Source organism: Sinorhizobium mexicanum (assembly GCF_013488225.1).
In the GTDB taxonomy this organism is placed as follows: domain Bacteria; phylum Pseudomonadota; class Alphaproteobacteria; order Rhizobiales; family Rhizobiaceae; genus Sinorhizobium; species Sinorhizobium mexicanum.
The window spans coordinates 99,376-118,289 of sequence record NZ_CP041239.1 but is presented as its reverse complement, the minus strand read 5'-3'; the positions used below and the strand labels follow the sequence as shown (position 1 = coordinate 118,289).

The 18,914-nt window shown below is 58.6% G+C and carries 20 protein-coding genes and 1 pseudogene; 6 read left to right on the top strand and 15 right to left on the bottom strand.

Features of this window, described 5'->3' with window-relative positions:
- The first annotated feature begins 24 nt into the window (after positions 1 to 24).
- Both FKV68_RS20640 and FKV68_RS20635 read left to right on the top strand, forming a co-directional pair.
- Entirely contained in the window at positions 25 to 357 is a 333-nt protein-coding gene (locus FKV68_RS20640) for a hypothetical protein (RefSeq protein WP_180941848.1), read from the top strand.
- 3 nt (positions 358 to 360) lie between these two features.
- Positions 361 to 654, top strand: coding sequence for a hypothetical protein (locus FKV68_RS20635; protein ID WP_180941847.1), 294 nt, complete (start codon positions 361 to 363; stop codon positions 652 to 654).
- A 150-nt stretch (positions 655 to 804) separates the two neighbouring features.
- On the opposite strand, the gene FKV68_RS20630 is transcribed toward FKV68_RS20635, so the two are convergent.
- From FKV68_RS20630 to FKV68_RS20590, 9 genes are all read right to left on the bottom strand, one after another.
- Positions 805 to 1,750, bottom strand: a protein-coding gene (locus FKV68_RS20630; protein ID WP_180941936.1) for an IS630 family transposase whose coding sequence is annotated in 2 segments (ribosomal slippage) — positions 805 to 1,401 and positions 1,403 to 1,750 — 945 coding nt in all. Because the reading frame shifts where the segments join, the coding sequence is not laid out codon by codon here.
- A gap of 212 nt (positions 1,751 to 1,962) precedes the next feature.
- Positions 1,963 to 2,955, bottom strand: coding sequence for a branched-chain amino acid ABC transporter permease (locus FKV68_RS20625; RefSeq protein ID WP_209647329.1), 993 nt, complete (start codon positions 2,953 to 2,955; stop codon positions 1,963 to 1,965).
- A 33-nt stretch (positions 2,956 to 2,988) separates the two neighbouring features.
- The gene (locus FKV68_RS20620; protein WP_180941846.1) at positions 2,989 to 3,876 is read right to left on the bottom strand and encodes a branched-chain amino acid ABC transporter permease; all 888 of its coding nucleotides are present in this window, start codon (positions 3,874 to 3,876) and stop codon (positions 2,989 to 2,991) included.
- Between the two features lie 3 nt (positions 3,877 to 3,879).
- Entirely contained in the window at positions 3,880 to 4,623 is a 744-nt protein-coding gene (locus tag FKV68_RS20615; RefSeq protein ID WP_180941845.1) for an ABC transporter ATP-binding protein, read from the bottom strand.
- A complete protein-coding gene (locus FKV68_RS20610; protein WP_180941844.1) occupies positions 4,613 to 5,374 on the bottom strand; it encodes an ABC transporter ATP-binding protein in 762 nt (253 codons plus the stop codon). Before FKV68_RS20610 ends, FKV68_RS20615 begins: the two co-directional genes overlap by 11 nt.
- A 76-nt stretch (positions 5,375 to 5,450) precedes the next feature.
- Positions 5,451 to 6,893 carry an NAD-dependent succinate-semialdehyde dehydrogenase gene (locus FKV68_RS20605; RefSeq protein WP_180941843.1) on the bottom strand — a complete coding sequence of 481 codons (1,443 nt, stop codon included), beginning with the start codon at positions 6,891 to 6,893 and terminating at the stop codon, positions 5,451 to 5,453.
- 111 nt (positions 6,894 to 7,004) lie between these two features.
- Positions 7,005 to 7,829: an aspartate dehydrogenase gene (locus tag FKV68_RS20600; RefSeq protein WP_180941842.1), complete on the bottom strand. Its 825-nt coding sequence runs from the start codon at positions 7,827 to 7,829 to the stop codon at positions 7,005 to 7,007.
- Between the two features lie 87 nt (positions 7,830 to 7,916).
- Complete coding sequence (locus FKV68_RS20595; protein ID WP_180941841.1) at positions 7,917 to 8,468, bottom strand: 3-hydroxyanthranilate 3,4-dioxygenase; 552 nt, start codon at positions 8,466 to 8,468, stop codon at positions 7,917 to 7,919.
- A 35-nt stretch (positions 8,469 to 8,503) separates the two neighbouring features.
- Positions 8,504 to 9,457 carry a dihydrodipicolinate synthase family protein gene (locus tag FKV68_RS20590; RefSeq protein WP_180941840.1) on the bottom strand — a complete coding sequence of 318 codons (954 nt, stop codon included), beginning with the start codon at positions 9,455 to 9,457 and terminating at the stop codon, positions 8,504 to 8,506.
- 295 nt (positions 9,458 to 9,752) lie between these two features.
- Between FKV68_RS20590 and FKV68_RS20585 the strand changes: the two genes are divergently transcribed.
- Positions 9,753 to 10,709: a LysR family transcriptional regulator gene (locus tag FKV68_RS20585; RefSeq protein ID WP_180941839.1), complete on the top strand. Its 957-nt coding sequence runs from the start codon at positions 9,753 to 9,755 to the stop codon at positions 10,707 to 10,709.
- A gap of 39 nt (positions 10,710 to 10,748) precedes the next feature.
- On the opposite strand, the gene FKV68_RS20580 is transcribed toward FKV68_RS20585, so the two are convergent.
- From FKV68_RS20580 to FKV68_RS20570, 3 genes are read right to left on the bottom strand one after another with little or no spacing between them, the layout of a single operon-like run.
- On the bottom strand, positions 10,749 to 11,396 hold the full coding sequence (locus FKV68_RS20580) for a flavin reductase family protein (RefSeq protein WP_180941838.1): 648 nt from the start codon (positions 11,394 to 11,396) through the stop codon (positions 10,749 to 10,751).
- The gene (locus FKV68_RS20575; protein WP_180941837.1) at positions 11,393 to 12,013 is read right to left on the bottom strand and encodes an NADPH-dependent FMN reductase; all 621 of its coding nucleotides are present in this window, start codon (positions 12,011 to 12,013) and stop codon (positions 11,393 to 11,395) included. Before FKV68_RS20575 ends, FKV68_RS20580 begins: the two co-directional genes overlap by 4 nt.
- Complete coding sequence (locus tag FKV68_RS20570; RefSeq protein WP_180941836.1) at positions 12,003 to 12,506, bottom strand: 4-hydroxylaminobenzoate lyase; 504 nt, start codon at positions 12,504 to 12,506, stop codon at positions 12,003 to 12,005. Before FKV68_RS20570 ends, FKV68_RS20575 begins: the two co-directional genes overlap by 11 nt.
- Before the next feature lie 203 nt (positions 12,507 to 12,709).
- On the opposite strand from FKV68_RS20570, the gene FKV68_RS20565 reads away from it, so the two are divergent.
- A complete protein-coding gene (locus tag FKV68_RS20565) occupies positions 12,710 to 13,915 on the top strand; it encodes an ABC transporter substrate-binding protein (RefSeq protein WP_180941835.1) in 1,206 nt (401 codons plus the stop codon).
- A gap of 130 nt (positions 13,916 to 14,045) precedes the next feature.
- Positions 14,046 to 14,951: a helix-turn-helix domain-containing protein gene (locus tag FKV68_RS20560; protein WP_180941834.1), complete on the top strand. Its 906-nt coding sequence runs from the start codon at positions 14,046 to 14,048 to the stop codon at positions 14,949 to 14,951.
- A 206-nt stretch (positions 14,952 to 15,157) separates the two neighbouring features.
- On the opposite strand, the pseudogene FKV68_RS33775 reads toward FKV68_RS20560, so the two are convergent.
- Positions 15,158 to 15,319 (bottom strand): annotated as a pseudogene (locus tag FKV68_RS33775) (ISKra4 family transposase); the annotation flags it as partial.
- Between the two features lie 309 nt (positions 15,320 to 15,628).
- On the opposite strand from FKV68_RS33775, the gene FKV68_RS20550 reads away from it, so the two are divergent.
- The gene (locus FKV68_RS20550; RefSeq protein WP_180941833.1) at positions 15,629 to 16,021 is read left to right on the top strand and encodes a response regulator transcription factor; all 393 of its coding nucleotides are present in this window, start codon (positions 15,629 to 15,631) and stop codon (positions 16,019 to 16,021) included.
- Here the strand turns inward: FKV68_RS20550 and FKV68_RS20545 are convergent.
- Together FKV68_RS20545 and FKV68_RS20540 are read right to left on the bottom strand one after the other, a co-directional pair.
- Positions 15,963 to 16,424, bottom strand: a complete 462-nt coding sequence (locus FKV68_RS20545; RefSeq protein ID WP_246452659.1) for a sensor histidine kinase — start codon at positions 16,422 to 16,424, stop codon at positions 15,963 to 15,965. The two genes, FKV68_RS20550 and FKV68_RS20545, sit on opposite strands and share 59 nt — an antisense overlap.
- 216 nt (positions 16,425 to 16,640) lie before the next feature.
- Positions 16,641 to 18,239 carry an MASE4 domain-containing protein gene (locus tag FKV68_RS20540; protein WP_180941832.1) on the bottom strand — a complete coding sequence of 533 codons (1,599 nt, stop codon included), beginning with the start codon at positions 18,237 to 18,239 and terminating at the stop codon, positions 16,641 to 16,643.
- Between the last annotated feature and the right edge of the window lie 675 nt (positions 18,240 to 18,914).

The following is an 18,914-nucleotide window of genomic DNA, read 5'->3' as shown; positions in this document are numbered from 1 at the left end:
AATATACTTCTCAGAGGGGCATCTATGAAAATCCGATTTGTCTTGCTGGCGTTCACGCTGGCAGCGGCTTCCTGCGCCAAACGTCCTGACGCTATCGTGCCGGTAGATATTCCGATGGCAGCCTATTCCAATCAGAGCTGCGAGGGATTGGCGCAAGAGCTACTGAAAGAGCAGGCCAACCTTGCCGCCGTTTCAAAGCAACAGAACCAGGCCGCCACCGGGGATGCCGTGGGCGTGTTCCTTGTGGGCGTACCGATGTCGAGTACTTTTGGAGGCGACAAGGAGGGTCAAGTCGCCGTCTCGAAAGGCAAGGTCAACGCGATCGAATCTTCGCTCAAAAGCAAGGGCTGCAAGTAACACATGAAAACGAAACTGATTGCCGTCGCCTTGGGCCTCGCACTTTCCGGCTGCCAAACCCAAACCGTTGAAGAAATGAGCTACACGCAGCGCAAGCAACTCGCTGGCGAGATTGCCAAGCGCTGCGTCGATCAGGGTTTTACGGAGAAGTCGCCTGAGTTCGTCCCATGCATCAAGGCGGAAACCGAAGGCGAAATCGCCCGGCGCCGGCGCGCCAGCGCCCGCGAGGACATGGCAGCCGCAAATTCGGTGGACGTGACCTGCCGGGAGTTTTTTGGCGCGGTTCGCTGCAACTAAGGCTATTCGAACGCCGCAGCTCCGCTATCAACTTTTCGATGCTCGCGTGTGCGACCCGTCGATCGGCCTTGAAGGGGTGAGTGATTGCATTCACATAGGCGAGTTCCAGTCGCCGTCTTCCAGCAAAATCGCCACTAGAGTCTGTCAGGTCTACGTTGAAACATATCCTGCATGCCTGAGATAGGCGGCGCATTCGTGCGGGCTGAACGCCTTGAGCACTTCGCCGACGCGCCTCCACGTCGCGTCGACGCTGCGCTCGTCGGCCTTGCGCAGCAGGGTTTTGAGTTTGGCGAACATCATCTCGATCGGATTGAGATCGGGGCTGTATGGCGGCAGGAAGAACAGATGGGCGCCGGCATCGCGGATGGCGTTGCGCGCCGGCTTGCTCTTGTGGCTGCCGAGATTGTCGAGGATGACGATATCGCCGCGATTGAGGGTTGGTGCCAGGCATTGCTCGACCCAGGCGGTGAAGGCGGTGGCGTTGATCGGGCCATCGAGCACGAAGGGCGCGACGATGCGGTCGTGGCGCAGCCCGGCGAGGAAGGTCAGCGTCTCCCAATGGCCATGCGGTATTCTGGCGAAAAGCGGCTGGCCGCGCTGACACCAGCCGCGGGTACGCGTCATGTTGGTTTTGACCCAGGTTTCGTCAATGAACACCAGGCGGTGCGGATCAAGTCGATGTTGATGGGTCTTCCAGCGGCTTCGGAACCGCGCCACCTTCGGCCTGTCCTGCTCGCTGGCGACCAGCATTTTTTTTAAATGTCTTGCCTTCGCGGCGCAGGAAACGCCAAACGGTGTCATGAGAGACATGGATCCCTGCCGCCTTCAGATCGGCGGCAAGCGCCCGCACCGTCCAATCGGTTTTGGCCGCCAGTCGGCGGTGAACCTCATCGGCCGCCGCGTCCCGCAGCATGGGTTTGACATGGCCACCCATCTTGGCCGGCGCCAAACCGCGACCGGACCGGTCAAGCTGTCCGATCCGCACCGCCGTCGCCGCCGATATCCCAAAGCGCAAGGCGGCCGCCCGCACTGTCATGCCCCCGGCCAAAGCGTCGGCGACGCGCTTGCGTAGATCCAGCGAAAGAGGTCGCGCCATCATTGCTGGCCTCCTCACCAGCAATGATCTTGAATCACAATTGCAGCAAAAAGGGAATCCTGGTGCGATTCAGCTTAAAGCTGACCGACTCTAAAGTGTTGAATACACACGTTTTTTCAACGGCAACGTTTGTGCCAAGAGCAGTCGACTGCGTTGAAGTGGGTTGAACTTACGCATGCCGAGCGGCGGACGGATCCGCCACAACAATCCGGCTACAATGGCGTATTCGTGATTTTTTTGGCGAACCCAATGAGACCTTCGCGAAAACAAAGGACGCAAACGACGAAAATGGTTCCCTGCGCCACCGTCACCCACGCACCGAGGGGCGCCAGATAGCTCTGCATTGCGACGATGACCGCCGCTCCAAGGATCGGACCAAAGATGGATCCGAGACCGCCAACGAGTGTCATCAAGACCACCTCACCCGACATCGACCAGTGGATATCTGTAAGCGAAGCCAGCTGGAAGATGATTGCCTTGGTCGAGCCCGCAAGGCCCGCCAGTGTAGCCGACAGAACAAAGATCAGGAGTTTGTAACGATCGACATCGTAACCGAGCGACGTCGCGCGCTGTTCGTCGTCCCTGATCGCCTTGCAGACCTGCCCGAACGGCGAATGGATGACGCGGTAGAGAAGTAGCAGTCCGCCGACGAAAATCAGGGTCGTCATCACGTAGAGCGTCATGTCGTTCGAAAGATCGAAGACTGTAAGCAGTGCACCACGGGGAACGGCTTGAATTCCATCTTCGCCGCCGGTGAACTCCGGCGCCTGCAGCGCGAAGAAGTAGAGCATCTGCGCCAAGGCGAGCGTGATCATCGCAAAATAGATACCCTGTCTGCGAATGGCGATCGCGCCAAATATCAAACCGACAGCAGCCGCAACAGCCGTTCCGGCTAGGATCGCGCATTCCGGCGTGAGGTGCCAATGTTTGGCGGCATAGGCAGTAACATAGCTTGCCATGCCGAAATAGGCGGCGTGACCGAACGAGAGAAGGCCGCCGAAGCCGAGCAGAAGATTGAAGGCCAGCGCAAACAGTGCAAAGCATAAGACCTTCATGATGAAGACCGGGTACAAGAAGAACGGTGCGACTGCCAGGAACGCGACAAGCCCGAGAATAACCGCGCGATGCAGCCTTGCGACTGCCCTGTCGGTCTCCCTGTTTGACAGCTCCGCCATTGGCAAGAGTGTGGTCGTGATGGTGGTCATTGCCGAGTCCTCCCTTTCGAACATGGCAGCGGCTTAGGCGATCCGTCCGAACAGACCGGCCGGTTTGATGAGGAGTACGAGCACCATGATTGCGAAAATCACAGTTGATGACGCTTCGGGATAAAACACTTTGGTGAGGCCCTCGACGACACCCAAGCCGAAGCCGGTCACGATCGAACCCATGATCGATCCCATGCCGCCAATGACCACTACGGCAAAGACGACGATGATCAGATCGCCACCCATATTTGCGTCCACGGAGTAGATCGGAGCGGCGAGCACGCCCGCGAAGGCGGCGAGCGCCACGCCGAAACCGTAAGTCAGGGTCACGAGGAGCGGCACGTTGATGCCAAAAGCCTGCGTCAGCACGGGATCTTCCGTCGCCGCGCGCAAATAGGCGCCGAGTTTGGTCTTCTCGATGAGGAACCAGGTCGCAAGACAGATGACAAAGGATGCGCAGATCACCCAGCCTCGATAGATCGGTAGGATCATAAAACCGAGGTTCCTTGCGCCTTGCAGAGCATCGGGGATCTGGTAGGGCAGGCCGGTTGATCCGAAGCCGTTCCGAAATATGCCCTGCACGATCAGTGCGACGCCGAAGGTCAGGAGCAAGCCGTAGAGATGATCGAGATGAGCAATGCGGGCAATTAATGTACGCTGGACGAGGATGCCGATCGCGCCGACCAAGATGGGCGCGAGCACGAGCGCGCACCAGTAGTTTATCCCGAGATAGTTGAGGCCGATCCATGCGACGAAGGCGCCCATCATGTAAAGCGCACCATGGGCAAAATTGATGATGTTGAGCAGCCCGAAGATAATTGCGAGTCCGAGGCTGAGGGTCGCGTAGAATGCTCCGTTGATCAGACCAAGGAGAACCTGTCCGAGTAACACCTGGGTTGGAACACCGAGGAAATCCAGCATGGCCTATACTCCCAAATAGGCGTGAAGTTTGTCGCTGTTTGCCGCGACCGCATCGGCATCGATCATGTCGATGACACGACCCTGTTCGACGACGTAGTGCCGGTCGGCAAGGCTGGCCGCGAAACGGAAATTCTGTTCGACGAGGACGATTGTGAATCCGTCCTGTTTGAGGCGGGCGATGATTGCGCCGATCTGATCGATGATGACCGGTGCAAGTCCTTCTGTCGGCTCATCGAGAAGCAAGAGGCGGGCGCCGGTGCGAAGAACGCGGCCGATTGCGAGCATCTGCTGCTCGCCACCGGAAAGCTTTTTCCCCTGACTTCCGATCCGTTCCAGAAGATTGGGGAATAGCTTATAGATGTGCTCGAGGCTCATGCCGCCCGCCCGCACAACAGGCGGCAAGAGGAGATTTTCCTTAACCGACAGCGAGGCAAAAATGCCTCGGTCTTCCGGGACATAGCCGATGCCAAGCCGGCCGATCGAGCACGACGACATCTTCGCCGTCTCCTGACCGTCGAAGAGGATCGAGCCGCGACGCCGGGCAAGGATGCCCATGATGGCCTTCAATGTCGTGCTTTTTCCGGCGCCGTTTCGGCCAAGAAGCGTGATCACTTCACCCGGGGCCACCTCAAAGGTCATGCCGTGTAATACATGGCTTTCGCCATACCAGCCGTGAAGATTGTCGACCTTCAGTAGAGGAGCCACGGACGCGGGGTTTTTGATAAGATCTGCAGTTTCAATGGACATGATGGTCTCCCGATCCGATATAGGCCTCGATCACGCGGGGATCCCTGGAGACTGACGTGTAATCTCCCTCTGCGAGCACCTGCCCTCTCGCGAGAACCGTAATCCTGTCGGAAAGATTGGCGACCACCGAAAGATTGTGCTCGACCATCAGGATCGTGCGCTCAGCCGAGACCGTCCGAATCAGGGCTTCGATCCGATGGATATCTTCCTGTCCGAGTCCCGCCATCGGCTCGTCGAGCAACAGCAGCTCTGGATCGAGGGCAAGCGTTGTTGCGATTTCGAGCGCCCGCTTTCGCCCATAGGAAAGTTCGCCGGCCGGGACCTCGGAGTAGCCGGTCAAACCGACGGCTTGAATGAGACGCATCGCCTCTTCGTCGAGCGCATCGAGAACCCGCTCCGACCGCCAGAAATCGAATGAATTGCCGCGCTTACGCTGTAGCGCGATCCGGATATTGTTTCGAGCTGTTAGCTTGGGAAAAACCGCCGAGATCTGAAACGAGCGTACGAGGCCGAGACGAGCGACCTCGGCAGGCCTGCGCCCTGTAACATCGCGACCATTGTAGAAAATCTTGCCGCGACTCGGGGCGAAAAATTTCGTCAGGAGATTGAAGCAGGTCGTCTTACCGGCCCCGTTCGGTCCGATCAGCGCGTGGATCGAACCTCGCTTGACCTGAAGATCGACGTCATTGACGGCGGTAAACCCGCCAAACTGCTTCGTCAGGCCAGAGGTGGATAAAATAATGTCACTCATGGGATCGACTCCATCGAAACGGAAACGGGGCGTGGGCTCATTCCCTTATGACTGCGGCTCCCGAGGATACGCTGCCTCAGGACAGTGCGATGCGGTGCGACACCGTCTTGATTTGGGTGTAGTGCGACAGCCCCTCCGCTCCGCCCTCGCGGCCGTAGCCGCTATCCTTGACGCCACCAAAGGGCGTCTCGGCGACGGAGGCCTCGAGCGTGTTGATCGACACGTTTCCGGCGTCGATCTCGCGCGAGAGCCGGTCGACATTTTCGGCCGAGTGGGTGAAGCCATAGGCCGCGAGCCCGAAGGGCAAGCTGTTTGCCTTTTCGATCGCCTCATCAAGAGACGCGACCGGGTTGATCACCGCGAGCGGACCGAATGGTTCTTCGCGCATCACCCGGGCATCCGAAGGCAGATCGGCAAGGACCGTGACCGGGAAAAAGTAACCACGGCGACCGAGTGTCTCTCCGCCGGCCAGCAGTCGCGCCCCCTTGGCGGTCGCGTCCTCGACCAGAGCTCGCATGGCGTCGATCCTGCGGCTGTTGGCGAGCGGGCCCATCTGCACGGATGGATCAAGACCATTGCCGATGGCGAAAGAGCGCGCCCGTTCTGCAAAAGCCTCCGTGAACCGATCATAGAGCGACTGATGCACGAAAAAGCGCGTCGGCGACGTGCAAACCTGTCCGCAATTTCTGGCTTTGCGAGTAACTGAAATATGGGCGGCGGCAACCGGATCGACATCGTCGCAGACGATGACCGGAGCGTGTCCGCCCAGTTCCATCAACACCGGCTTCATGTTACGAGCCGCGATTTCGGTCAAATGCTTGCCAACAGCGGTCGACCCGGTAAAGGCAATCAGGCGGGTCTGTTCCTGTGGAATAAGATAGTTCGATAGTTCTGCCGGTACGCCAAAGACGAGATTGAACACGCCGCGCGGCAGGCCGGCATCATGCAGCGCCTTTGCGATATGAAGCGCTCCTGCCGGTGTCTCTTCGGCTGCCTTGATGATGATGGAACACCCCGCCGCCAATGCTCCGGCAATTTTCCTGGATGGCTGGCTCATCGGGAAATTCCACGGTGAGAAGGCGGCAACCATGCCGATCGGCTGATGGTGGACGATGTAGGTAATGCCCGGTCCGCTTGGAATCACACGGCCATAGGTGCGCTGCGCCTCGCCCGCGTCCCATTCGAAGAATTCGCAGCCCCTGATGACTTCGAGGCGCGATTCTGTCAGGGGTTTTCCCTGCTCAAGCGTGATTGCAGTGGCGATCTCTTCGACGCGCTCGCGCATCAATGCTGCAGCCTTAAGCAACACTTCGGCACGCCGTCTTGGCGCGGTTTTGCTCCAGATCCGGAAGCCTTGCCGGGCCGCCTGGAGCGCGTCGTCCAGATCTGATGTTTCGGCCCTCGGGAGCGCACCGAGGATTGATTCATCAGCAGGGTTGATGACCGGCAGGTCGCTCCTGGTCTTGCGCCAGGTGCCATCGATGTAAAGTTTAAGATCGGGATAAGATTGGCTGGTCATAAACCGCTCCTGATTATTGTCAAATCCGCAAGCGTCCACGGGAATGACGGCGGACAGTGGCTTTAAAGATGGTCTCGGGTCTTTGCGGGAGGCGCGAGACGATGAGGACATTCATCTGACGAGGGGAACGAACCTGTTCTCGATCAGACGGACCAGCGACAAGGCGGCCATTTCCGACGACTTCGGATTTGAGACGAGAGGGCGGTTCTCGATGACAATGTTCAAGCGACCGAACTCGCCATTGACCGCCAGTTCATGGCGATTCGTTTCCGCACTCGGATCGGCGACGAGCTCGACCTCTGTGCGATCAAGCCCAATGCCCGATAGTGCCGCGACCGCCGAGACGTTAGCGTTTTGCGGAAAGCGGGACGCTGCCTCACGTGCACTTCCTGAAAAGAACGTCGTCGGGCTAACGACAGCGTCGAGTGTAAGGATCTGTTCTGCGGCGGTACCTGCCCAAGCCCGCGGCGGCTTGATGATCCGATGCGTCACCGCTTCAAGCGGTAGGGCGGCTGCGGCGGCAATGGCGTCGATGCCGGCAAGTGCACCCGGAGGTACGATCAGTTGGCTTCCATATTCTCGCGCCGCTCTTTGCAGGCGCTCGAACAGATCATCGTCACAAAATGCGCTCGCGGAGGCGACCACGAGCCCGCCGGCGTGGCGCAAGGCGTGCTCGCCCCATTGCGCTACGGCGCCGCGACCTGCGGCTTCCACGACGAGGTCCAGCTCGAGTTCCCAAAGAACCGACGGATCGGTGATAACGGGTACGTTATCCGGTACCCCAATGGCATCTGCAATGTCTGCGAGTGCGACTGCGGCGAAGACCACATCATCGCCATGCCGTTCTTTCAGAAGTTCCGCCACACGGCGATTGATGGCGCCCCAGCCTACAAGACATAGGCGAAGCGGCGTTCGGACGCGACTAAGCGCTCTCATTGGATCTACCCCGTATGAGTTCGTCCCGCAGATGATGCGGTGATGTCTAAATTGTGATTGGAGAGCCGGCCTACAGGCCGGCCGTCCTCATAGGCAAACCCAGCCGGCGGGCGGTTCCTTGCCGGGATGGAGCGTGCCGCAATGCTTGCAAGTGCGCGCCTGCTCGTTGCCGTAGAATTCCCTGTAAAGCGGTGGCAGATCGTCGACGATGCTCACGAGATCGAGTTCGACCCGGTGGACGAGGTTGGAGCATTCGAAGCAATACCACTCGAATGCATCGAGCCAGCCTTCCGGGCGCTTTGGTTCGACCACCAGTCCGATCGAGCCCTCCTGAGGCCGCTGGGGCGAGTGACGCACATGCGCGGGAAGCAGAAATATCTCTCCTTCGCGGATCGGCACGTCGTAATGATTGCCGTCGTCCACCACCTTGAGAACCATATCGCCTTTCAACTGGTAGAAAAACTCCTCGACGGGATCGTCATGGAAGTCGGTTCGCTTGTTCGGGCCGCCGACCACCGTCACCATCAGATCGGCATCGGTCCAGATCTGCTGGTTGCCGACCGGCGGCTTCAGCAGATGCCGATGTTCCTCGATCCACTTCGCGAAATTGAATGCCTTGAGTCGACCTGTAGTAGACATTGTTCAACCTCCCTTGGTTCCAGGCGCCTGAGCGCTTACAGTTTCAGTCCGCATGCTTCGAACGCCGCACTTGTGATGGCCTTTTCCTGATCGGTCAGCTCGAGGAGTGGCTGCCTGACCCGGCCGCCGACCTGGCCGAGCAGCTCCTGCCAGTATTTCTGGTGCGCATGCGGCTTTTCCGGAGGCCGGGTATTGCGCAACGCGTCGCGCACGGGCTTCAGGCTGTCCCTTACGGCGCGCGCCTTATCCGCTTCGCCGGCAAGGGCGAGATCGGTGTATTCGCGCATCCGCAGATCGTTTGCGGTTTGCAGCAGATAGGGCGGCGACGAGCAGAGATAGAGCTGCCAGCCGAGCTCCAAGATATTGTCGAGCCACTCCTCCTCCGAAGCGGTGCTGACAAGGATGCGGTCGCCAGCAAGCCGGGTGAGCTCCGCATACATCGGGCGCGCCACGCTGTACTTGATCGCAACGACGTTCTCGATATCGGCAAGGCGATTGCATAGTTGCGGAGACATGAGATAGCCGCTGTCTGGATGGCTCCAGAGCGCGATACCGATATCGACGCTGTCTGCGATCGTCCGGTAGTAATTATAGACGGTCTCGTCCTGGGCCTTGAAGAAGTGCAGCATCGGCGCATGGACGACGATATAGTCGGCTCCAACCTCCTGAGCGTGGCGGGCAAGGTCGATGACCACATCCATGTTCTGATCGGAGCATGACATGATCGTCGAGGCATTGGGTCCGACCGCGTCGACAGCAAGCTTAAACGCCCGCTTACGTTCGTCGAGGGACATCGAGAAAAATTCGCCTTGCTTGCCGGCAATGAACAGGCCGTCGATTTTCAGGTCTTTGGTCCAGTGGCGGATATTGTCGCGGAACCCGTCTTCATCGATCGACAGCGTCGACGTGAACGGCATCAACGCGGCAGCCCAGATCCCTCGCATGTTTTGGCGAGCATAAGCCTTGGCATCCTTCTTGGCGTATTTCATTGAACCTACCTTCGTTTCTTGTCGGGACCACTGGAGTGGCCGCGTCGCCGCCGCCGGGCATGAACTGGAGGCATGGCCGGCGGCATCGGCGACACTCGCTTGCTATTGTCGGAGCCGGGCAATGACCTTCGAGAGATTGCGATTGGGCTTCGAGAGCCGCGTCGGCAACAGTTTCGTTCATCGCGCGTAACTCCTCACCGCTTGCGAACAAGATGATGTTCTCACTCTTGCAGCTATACAACAATGCGATGTATTGATATTAATTAAGAGGATTTTCTTATTAATTGGAGCAGACATGGCCGTTTCCCTCCGTCAGATCGAGGCATTCCTGGCAGTCGTTGAATGGGGCAATTTCACCAAGGCAGCCGAGGCGCTGCGCGTCGCGCAGCCCGCACTGTCCGCCCTTGTGCGAGACCTTGAAGCCGAGCTCGGATTGCGGCTGCTGGACAGAACCACCCGGCGAGTTGAGCTGACTGAAGCAGGCCGCGAATTCCAGGGCGCGAGCGCGAAGATCATCGAGGATCTGCAGACGGCGATTGCCAATGCCGGCGAGATCGCCCAACGTAAGCGCGGGCGTCTTCTGGTTGCAGCGCCACCTTTGCTGGCTGCGGTGATGTTGCCGCAGGCGATCGCCGAGCTCCACCGCGACTATCCGGGCCTGAAGATCGGCATCATGGATGCCCGCAGCGACATTATCGTCGAAGCCGTTCGCAACGGTCAGGTTGACTGCGGCATCGGAACCTTCTCCGCTCTCGAACGAAACATCGAACGATCGACCCTGACGCATGACCAGCTTATGCTGTTTTGCAACCACACCAGCGGCTTTGTAGACCGCCAAAGCGTCGACTGGGAGGAGCTCGCCGGTCAACCCTTGATAACGCTCACGCGCGATAGCGGCATTCGGCTGCTAGTCGAGGTCGGCTTCGAACATGCCCGAGTGGCATTGGAGCCCACTTATGAAGTCACACAGATTACCACCGCGCTTGCGCTGGTACGCGCCGGCCTCGGGATCGCCGTTCTTCCCACCTACGCGCGTGCCGTCGAGATGGACACGGTGCTTGCAAAGCCGTTGCTTCATCCGCCGATTGTCCGCGATATCATCATGATCCGTCCGAGCGACAGATCGAAGTCACCTGCCCTGTCGGCCTTCGAAACCGTGGTGAGGCGCTGCGCCAAGCGGCTGGCGCCTACTCCGTCGGGAGTAGGCGACGAATCGCTCAAGCTGGGCATGCCCTCGGGCGCCGATCCATAATAAGCCCGCCAATCCCAAATCGATCTTGGGAAGCGGATCTCAGACGCGCGGCTTGCCTTCCTGATTGAAGGGCGGAACCGGCACGATGATGCGGTCCTCCGTTCGGCAATAGGTCGGACCGCCGAGGCGCCCGATCGGGTGAAACCGATCAACGCGGACGCGGACCTTCTGTTCATCGACGAGGTCGTCGCGGAAATGCATGCTGACTATCTCGCCAAGCACGATGCTTCTGAAGCGACTGACGTCCAGTACTTTGAAGAGCTTGCATTCCCAGGCAATCGGGGCTTCCTTTATTCGTGGTACGGCGACCGTCAGGGATGGCACGAGCGTCAGCCCGACTGCCTCGACTTCGGATACATCGGCCGGATGATCCGTCCCGCAGCGGACGGCGGGACCAAGAATAGCCTCGTCGACCATATTGACGACGAACTCACCGCCCGCCTCGATATTGTTGAGGGTGTCTTTACGCTCGCCGCAGCGATGGCTCTCGTCGCCATATAGGTCGATGCCGATCGCAAAAAGCGGCGGCTCCTCGCACATATAATTGAAGGCGCTGAAAGGCGCCGCATTGCATTTGCCATCCGACCCAAGGCTCGTGACAAGCGCGATCGGACGAGGCCCCACGCTCCCGGTGATAAGCCAATAGCGTTCGCGTAAGCTCAAACCAGCCATTGCGAAATCGGTCATGCTCTTGCCTCTCTGATCCGTCCCAACTGGGTCACCATCATGGCCGACGACCGCGTTGCGGCAATCGACAAATTCTGATCGGAAAAGCCCTCTTCGGACAAGGCTGATGGTGCATTGGGCACCGCCAGATCCTCCGGGATCACCATGGCGCCCATTTTGCTAAGAATAGCTCTCAGATGACCGATCGCCCGCAGAGCGCCGAACGGTCCTATCGAAGTGCCGACGATTAGAACCGGCTTAAGCTGGAATGGTGCCAGTCCGCCGAGACCCTCGGTTGGACGCGAGCACCAATCGATCATATTCTTCAGGATTGGGGTGACCGATCCGTTATATTCCGGGCAGGCAATCAAAAGACCGTCATGTTGGTCGATCAACTGACGGAGTTCGATCGCCGCGCCAGGCACGCCCTCCTCGGCCTCGAGGTCACCGTCGTAAAACGGCAAGGCGTAGTCGCGAAGCGAGATCGTCTGAACGGCGACGCCCTGAATGCGCAAGAGGTCCGACATGATGCGCAGCAGCAGCGCATTCCATGAACCACGCCGGACGCTTCCGCAAATCGCCAGCACATTTCCGGCCAATGGTCGATCGGACCGTTGCTCCAACATCTCATTCTTCATGATATTCGATCTCGCCCTTTGGGAGCAGAAAGATGAACGTGCAGGCGCCACCCGTGACAGTCGGATAGTGGCTCGTTCCCGGCGCGAAGACCTTCCACCCCTCGCCCGTGTCGCAGAAACGACTTTGCGGATCGACCTGCTGGATCATATTGATCTCGCCGCGAGGATGCTTGTGGTACTTGCCCTTGACGTCCTTAAGCCTGGCGCTTTCGATCACGAAATCGTGGACGCCATCGACCGTGACACCGAGGCGCCCACGCCGGTAGTCGGCTCCGTCGATAACCTGGTAGCAAGCCCAATTCTCCTCGATACCGCTGCGCAGCAGTTGCTTCATTTCCTGGAAACTCGCGGTTTCCGGGCCATAATCTCGGTTCAGTCGCTTCTCGAGTTCAAGGTTCAGAGGACTGTCGCCGATAAAGGCGACAAGCCGCTCCAGATGGTTCAAGAGCGCCGGCTTATGTGCGCCGGTTGGAAGGCCATCGTCGTTGATCATCTCTCTTCCCTTTCGTGCGGATCGTTCGATGACCGTCAATGCTATTGATAACCCGGAAAGGCCGTTTGCGCCGGATTGATGCGTTTTTCGCGCGATTGACACTAAATGAATGGGGTATGCGCAAACTTCCTCGCTGCCTGTTGCGCAACACGTCCGCTGCTGCCTTCATAATGGCGTCAACACATTCAGTTGGGGAAACGGACATGAGAAAACTCACGCTGACATTGCTGGTATGCGGCCTTCTCGGCGCCACCAGCGCCAATGCGCAAATCACCGATGGTGTCGTACGGATCGGCGTCATGACAGACTCTTCCGGCATGTTCTCCGCGCTTGCGGGGCCAGGCGGCGCGGTCGCCGCCCGCATGGCCGCCGAGGATTTCGGCGGAAAGGTCGCCGGCGTACCGATCGAAGTCATCACAGCGGACCATCAGAATAAGCCGGACCTTGGATCGACCATCGTGCGAAAGTGGTATGACGAAGACGGTGTCGATCTCGTCCTCGATGTTCCAAACTCTTCGGTTGCGCTCGCCGTCCAGGCCATCGCAAAGGAACGCCGCAAACTGGTTATCTACGCTGGTGCCGGGACGGCCGAGCTCACAGGTAAGAACTGCATGCCCACCAGTTTCCAGTGGGTATGGGATACCTATTCGGTCGCTGCTTCAACCGGACGCGCGATGCTCGACGAAGGTGCAAAGAAGTGGTTCATCATCGCCGCCGATTATGCCTTCGGACAGACGATGGCGGCCGACATTAGTAAGGTCGTTAAGGCCGGCGGCGGAACCGTACTCGGGATCACCAAGCATCCCATCAACACGGCGGACCTCTCGTCCTTCATCCTGCAGGCGCAGGGCTCTAATCCAGACGTCGTTGCCCTTGCCAACGGTGGCTCTGATACGGTCAACGCCGTCAAGCAATTCGCGGAATTCGGCGCCGGGGCAAACGGGACCAAGCTTGCCGGGCTCGCGGTGTTCATCACCGATGTTCATGGCATAGGCCTTGAAAGCGCCCAGGGCCTGGTGCTGACGACCGGATTTTATTGGGATCGAAGCGATAAAACGCGGGAATGGTCGAAACGCTTCTTTGAAATGCACGGCGCAATGCCATCGATGGCACAGGCCGGCGTCTACTCTGCCGTCACACACTATCTTCACGCAGTCGAGGCCCTGAAGGATGATAATCCTGAAAAGGTCGCCCAAAAAATGCGCGAAACGCGGGTGCACGATATTTTCGCAGATGACGGTTATATCCGGGCGGATGGGCGTCTGGTCCATGACATGTACCTGGCTCAGGTCAAGAAGCCGAACGAAGTGCGCTATCCCTGGGATTACTACAATATCATCAGGACCATTCCTGCTGAGCAGGCGGTTCGCCCCCTTGCCGAAAGCACTTGTCCGCTCGTTACCCAATGAACCGACGGCTTCCGTGCTCGCTTAACGGCGGCACGGAGGATGGCACGGCCCGAGGGATTGCTGCAGAATTATGACATGTTAATGTAACCGATAGAAAACATTGGAGGAGAGCATAAGTCGGGAGGATGGCATGGTCTCGTTGGATGAACTTTCAAAAAGAGAAGGCGTAGATCTTGTCGACATGGCCGGTATCAACGCCTCGTGGCCAATGCCCGTAGCGATCTGGAACGCGCCGCATGGGTTTGACACCAGTGCCCGCCCGGACCACCAACCATGTTGCGTCATTGCACTTCGACTATCGGGCTCGCTCGTCCATAGAGTGGGCTCGGGCAGCGAAAAGCGCGAGCGTTTGCGTCCTCGCGGGTTCTCGGTGCATCCAGCTCGTCGTGACCTCCGATTTGTTGCCCCCTCCGCTATTCGGTTCGCCCATATCTATGTCAGCGATACCTTTCTTAGGGACGTTGCGGGGCTGGCCGCCTATCCGACGCTTGATGAAGGCGATCTCGGGGAAAGCGATCGCGTGATGTACGAGGATTCCGAGATGATGTTCAATCTCGAATCCTATGTCCGCCGCGCTTTCGAAGCCGCCGACCGACCAACGAAATTTGAGATGGAAAGCCGGGCAAACCTCATTGCATTACGCCTTCTCCAGCATAGCCTTGGGTTACGGCATGACGACTCCGCCTCAGCCAAGGGAGAACTTGCTGCCTGGCAGGTGCGTCGCGTCTGCACCTATCTCGAAGAAAATTTCGATCGCGTCGTTCGGCTCGAAGAGCTCGCCGATCTTCTCGGTGTCAGCAAGGAGCATCTCTGTCGCGGCTTCCATCGCGCCACCGGCAAACCTCCCGTCCAATGGCAGCTGTCCAAGCGTATGGAAGTGGCATGCCGACTTCTGTCGACGACGCAGGCCTCGTTGACCAGCATTGCACAGGATGTCGGTTATGCGGGACAAAGCTCTTTTGGGAATGCATTTCGCGAGATCATCGGGATGACACCCTGCGAGTATCGGCGTGGGCATCTTTCCCCAGGGAACTGATGAGACGACGCCATACGATGGCGCACCGGCCCGGTGCGAAGCCTAGGGCAAGCCGTTCAGGCCCGTTCGATCTTCCTTTTTTACCGGTTCCGGCCCAATGGAAATGAAATGGCTTGAGGATTTCCTCGTCTTGGCGGAGGCAGGAAATTTTTCGAGATCCGCCATCTCCCGCAACGTCACCCAGGGGAGCGGGAAAAAGACGGGGGTCAAGCGGCAAGACCAAGCCTAGCTTGTTTGAGCCGGCCGTCGGCCACGGCGGCACGGAATTGAAGGACACGATGAGCACCCACGGGAGACCAGCGCATCTGACGCTTCTTGTTCATGCGGGCATTGACGAGGCTGTTGGCGGCACTTTCGGCAGGACAGCTGAAACGGAAGGCGATGCAGCATGGTTGAGTTCGGGCGTCCAAAGGGGCGGGACGAGGATACGAAGGCTTACGGCGCTGGGACTGGTCCTAGAGTTCCCCCGCTGCGATCCAGCGACTGCTTTGGCCCGGCGGAAGCGTCGATCACAAGCCATGCCGAATTGGCTTCGCAATCATCGTCAACATAAGCTAAAGTTTACGGGACACGGGCGGCACACGGATGCCATTCTCTCAGACAACTCGATGCGGAGCAACACTGTAGTTGCATAACTGGCTGCCCGCACGACGGGTCCTGCGAATGGCTATAGGTGCATGATGAACAAGGTACTGGTGTCGGTTGTTGAAGATGACCGGTCCGTTCGTGAGTCCATGGGTAGGCTCATGAGATCGCTGGGCTATACTGTCGAGATTTTTTCGTCTGCAACCGAATTTCTCGCGTCCCCGCGCCTCGCCGAAACAGCCTGTCTGATCGCCGACATCCACATGCCTGCCATGACGGGGCTCGAGCTCCATCGACGCCTCATCGACACGGACCGCGCGATACCGACAATTCTCGTGACCGCTTTCCCCAATGATGTTGACCGGGCTCGCAGCTTGACCGACGGGGTCGTATGCTACCTGGGCAAGCCAGTTGACGAAGAGCGTCTCACCCAATGCGTTTGCGAAGCTCTGAGGTCCGGTGACCCACCTGAAGCGGACTCGTGAGTTCGCCGTCGGCGCCGGACAAGGTGAACTGAAATACAGCGTCACGAGGCTCATTCGCTTCCGCCCACAGCTTGCCCCCATGAGCATGGATGATTGAGCCGCATATCGACAGCCCCATGCCTGTTCCACTGGACTTCGTGGTGTAGAAAGCGTCGAAGACTCGATCGAGACGCACCGAATCAATACCGGGACCGGAATCGCGCACCGCCACGAGGACGCCTGCCAGGTTTTGTTCGGTGCTGATCAACAGCTCTCTTGGTCCCTCCTCAACCAAGCCCATTGCCTCAGCCGCATTCAGAATCAGGTTCAGCAAAGCTTGTTGTAGCTGAACGTGATCTCCCAGAACCGGAACCAATTCTGCCGATAGCCGGGTCTGGACCGAAACACCATTCCGGTTGGTCACGCTTCGCACCAATATCACCACTTCATTGATTGCCGCATTAAGATCGAAACGCTCTTTTCGGAGTGGCGCCTTCTTGATTTGCTCTCGGATGCGATCGATGATTTCTCGGCTCGATCGGCGTCGCTAGCGACACAGGAGAGCGCTTCCCTGACCTCGCCTGGGTCCGGCCGCTGTATCTCCAGAAAATTCCGGGCCGCCCGTGCGTTGTTGCGGGCGCTAGTGCTGCCGGTGGGCGGGCAACGTGAAGTGAAAAATGGCACCTCGGGGCAGATTGGCGGTCACCCACAACTGCCCACCATGGGCCTCGATGATCGACCGGCAAATCGACAACCCCATCCCCATCCCGTTCACCTTGGTCGTAAACTGCGGTTTGAATATCAGATCGATAGCGCTCGGCTCGACGCCCTTCCCCACGTCTTCCACCGACACCATCAGACAGCTGGCGTCGTAGACTTTAGACCTTAAGGAAAGTACCCGGTCCCCATCTTCAGTGGCCATTGAATCGATCGCGTTCGTGATCAAATTCACGAGCACCTGCTGCAGCTGAACCTCGTTGCCCTCTATCGGTGGGAGCGATTGGTTGTAGTCGGTTTGAACCGCTACCCGATGCGTCTGCAGATCGTAGCGCACGAGCGCCAGAGCTTCGCGGATCAGATTGTTGACGTCGAGCGAAGTCCGGATTCGTGCTTCGGTCTTGAAGACCGTCCGAATATTATCGATCACCGCGCCCATACGGTGCCCGTTGTTCACGATTTGCTGTAATGCGGCTTTGGCCTCATCGATGTTGGGCGTCGCGCAATCAAGCCAGCGCAGGCTCGCACTGGCGTCCATAGTCATCGCCGACAATGGCTGCTTGATCTCGTGCGCCACCGTGGCTGCGACCGCGTCCCCCGTCAGCAGACGCACCTCGCGCTCGCGGCGTTGGCCAACGACTGCGCGCAGCAGCTCACCGTATAGCATCGTCACTTCTTTCATCAGGATGAGCAGCACAAGGCTGCCGGAAAACACGCCGTAAACTCGCCCGGCATACCAGCCGACACTAAAGCGGTACGGGATAGGAAAGGCGGTGAGGGCGATCTCGATGATGTATGCGAACAAAACCAACATCAGCCAGAGATCGAGAACCGAGCGGTGCCGCAGCCATAGCAAGACAAGCGCGACGACGAATAATCCCGCCATCGGTCCGACCACGTAGTACCAGAGATAGGAAACCACCGCCGCGTCGAGCATGAGGCGCGGGAGGAACGCATGGCCTGCTGTAACGAAAACTGTTGCGCAACAGACGAGCGCAGTAACTGATCCGACAGTCGTAAGGACCCTCGCACGAATGGAGCGTGGCGACAGCGCCTCCATCGGATCGGCATCCTTCAACAGTGTATAGACGATCGCGAACAGGGCGAAGCCCGCGTGGGACAGGACATAGAGCCAAACCGTACTCTGGAGGCCGCCGCCAAGGCCACCCTCCGGCGCCAATACGCCTGGAAATGTGAGCGTCCAAGGAATCGCGATGAGCGCCGTCAGGAAATAGCCATTCGCTAGTGCGAGGAGCGCATGCGAGCGTAGGACGGAAAACTGCGCGAAGAGCAGGGCTGCGGTGATAGAGTCGATGACGAAAATCGCAGTGCCGTAGGCGGGTATAAAGGCGTCAACCCGCCTCAGTGGCAGGCCAGAGAGCGGGCCTGCCACGATGACAAAGACAACGAGCAGCACTAACACAACGCCAAGCGCGAACCGCCTTTGAGCGACACTGGGCGAAAGGTTCGAGAGCACAAACTCATCCGCCCGTAATCCGGCCGCTGACCCTTCCACAAACATATTCGCCTCACGTCGAAAGCCCGCGATGGGCGGCTATTTCAAGTTCGCCAGTCTCCAATTCGAAATCAGACTTCCAGAATGTGGTGCCTTTCCTACTTGCCCGACGAGATCGTCCGATCTCACTAACCTGAAGCCGCAGGGCGCCCGACCACAGTCTAATGCAAGCGATCGGTGATGTCAGGTTAACTTGCTATGAAGCTGTTGGCTGCTAGCCGGCGGTCATGATCCAGCCCACGGTCAGTTACAAGCGCCACCGCTTCCCGCCGTCTTTGATCGCCCATGTGGTCTTTCGCGTTCCGCAATCCGGGCAGATACCGACAGGTTTTGCAGCGGCAGAAACAACCCAGTTTTCTTCATCGCGAAGGGTGATACCCAGAACTTTGACCCTGGGCCGGGTGACCATTTCAATCGCGTTCGCATCCCCGCATTCGCGGCGCTAACACTCTGTTAACCACAGAAGGAAGAACCCGTTTATCTGCCAAGCGACACCTTGCCCGTTCCTTCGGCAAAGAGGCTTTCGGGCTGGCCCCTCTGAATCACCACACGGCCGGGCCGCCCTATCCGGAGTTTGTCCGGGACGCGTTCTACGAGTGACCGTCCTATGCGCGTCACCAGCTTTCCCGTGGCGGTATGTCGACAAATATGAGATAAGAAATAGCGTCTTGAGGGAGGCTA

What these genes read in the sequence shown, in the direction of transcription:
- FKV68_RS20560 (WP_180941834.1), top strand. Translation starts at nt 14,046, where the DNA reads ATGGTCTCGTTGGATGAACTTTCAAAAAGAGAAGGCGTAGATCTTGTC.
- FKV68_RS20540 (WP_180941832.1), bottom strand. Translation starts at nt 18,239, where the DNA reads ATGTTTGTGGAAGGGTCAGCGGCCGGATTACGGGCGGATGAGTTTGTG.
- FKV68_RS20640 (WP_180941848.1), top strand. Translation starts at nt 25, where the DNA reads ATGAAAATCCGATTTGTCTTGCTGGCGTTCACGCTGGCAGCGGCTTCC.
- FKV68_RS20570 (WP_180941836.1), bottom strand. Translation starts at nt 12,506, where the DNA reads ATGATCAACGACGATGGCCTTCCAACCGGCGCACATAAGCCGGCGCTC.
- FKV68_RS20605 (WP_180941843.1), bottom strand. Translation starts at nt 6,893, where the DNA reads ATGACCAGCCAATCTTATCCCGATCTTAAACTTTACATCGATGGCACC.
- FKV68_RS20595 (WP_180941841.1), bottom strand. Translation starts at nt 8,468, where the DNA reads ATGTCTACTACAGGTCGACTCAAGGCATTCAATTTCGCGAAGTGGATC.
- FKV68_RS20615 (WP_180941845.1), bottom strand. Translation starts at nt 4,623, where the DNA reads ATGTCCATTGAAACTGCAGATCTTATCAAAAACCCCGCGTCCGTGGCT.
- FKV68_RS20620 (WP_180941846.1), bottom strand. Translation starts at nt 3,876, where the DNA reads ATGCTGGATTTCCTCGGTGTTCCAACCCAGGTGTTACTCGGACAGGTT.
- FKV68_RS20600 (WP_180941842.1), bottom strand. Translation starts at nt 7,829, where the DNA reads ATGAGAGCGCTTAGTCGCGTCCGAACGCCGCTTCGCCTATGTCTTGTA.
- FKV68_RS20635 (WP_180941847.1), top strand. Translation starts at nt 361, where the DNA reads ATGAAAACGAAACTGATTGCCGTCGCCTTGGGCCTCGCACTTTCCGGC.
- FKV68_RS20590 (WP_180941840.1), bottom strand. Translation starts at nt 9,457, where the DNA reads ATGAAATACGCCAAGAAGGATGCCAAGGCTTATGCTCGCCAAAACATG.
- FKV68_RS20610 (WP_180941844.1), bottom strand. Translation starts at nt 5,374, where the DNA reads ATGAGTGACATTATTTTATCCACCTCTGGCCTGACGAAGCAGTTTGGC.
- FKV68_RS20580 (WP_180941838.1), bottom strand. Translation starts at nt 11,396, where the DNA reads ATGACCGATTTCGCAATGGCTGGTTTGAGCTTACGCGAACGCTATTGG.
- FKV68_RS20625 (WP_209647329.1), bottom strand. Translation starts at nt 2,955, where the DNA reads ATGACCACCATCACGACCACACTCTTGCCAATGGCGGAGCTGTCAAAC.
- FKV68_RS20575 (WP_180941837.1), bottom strand. Translation starts at nt 12,013, where the DNA reads ATGAAGAATGAGATGTTGGAGCAACGGTCCGATCGACCATTGGCCGGA.
- FKV68_RS20585 (WP_180941839.1), top strand. Translation starts at nt 9,753, where the DNA reads ATGGCCGTTTCCCTCCGTCAGATCGAGGCATTCCTGGCAGTCGTTGAA.
- FKV68_RS20565 (WP_180941835.1), top strand. Translation starts at nt 12,710, where the DNA reads ATGAGAAAACTCACGCTGACATTGCTGGTATGCGGCCTTCTCGGCGCC.
- FKV68_RS20550 (WP_180941833.1), top strand. Translation starts at nt 15,629, where the DNA reads ATGATGAACAAGGTACTGGTGTCGGTTGTTGAAGATGACCGGTCCGTT.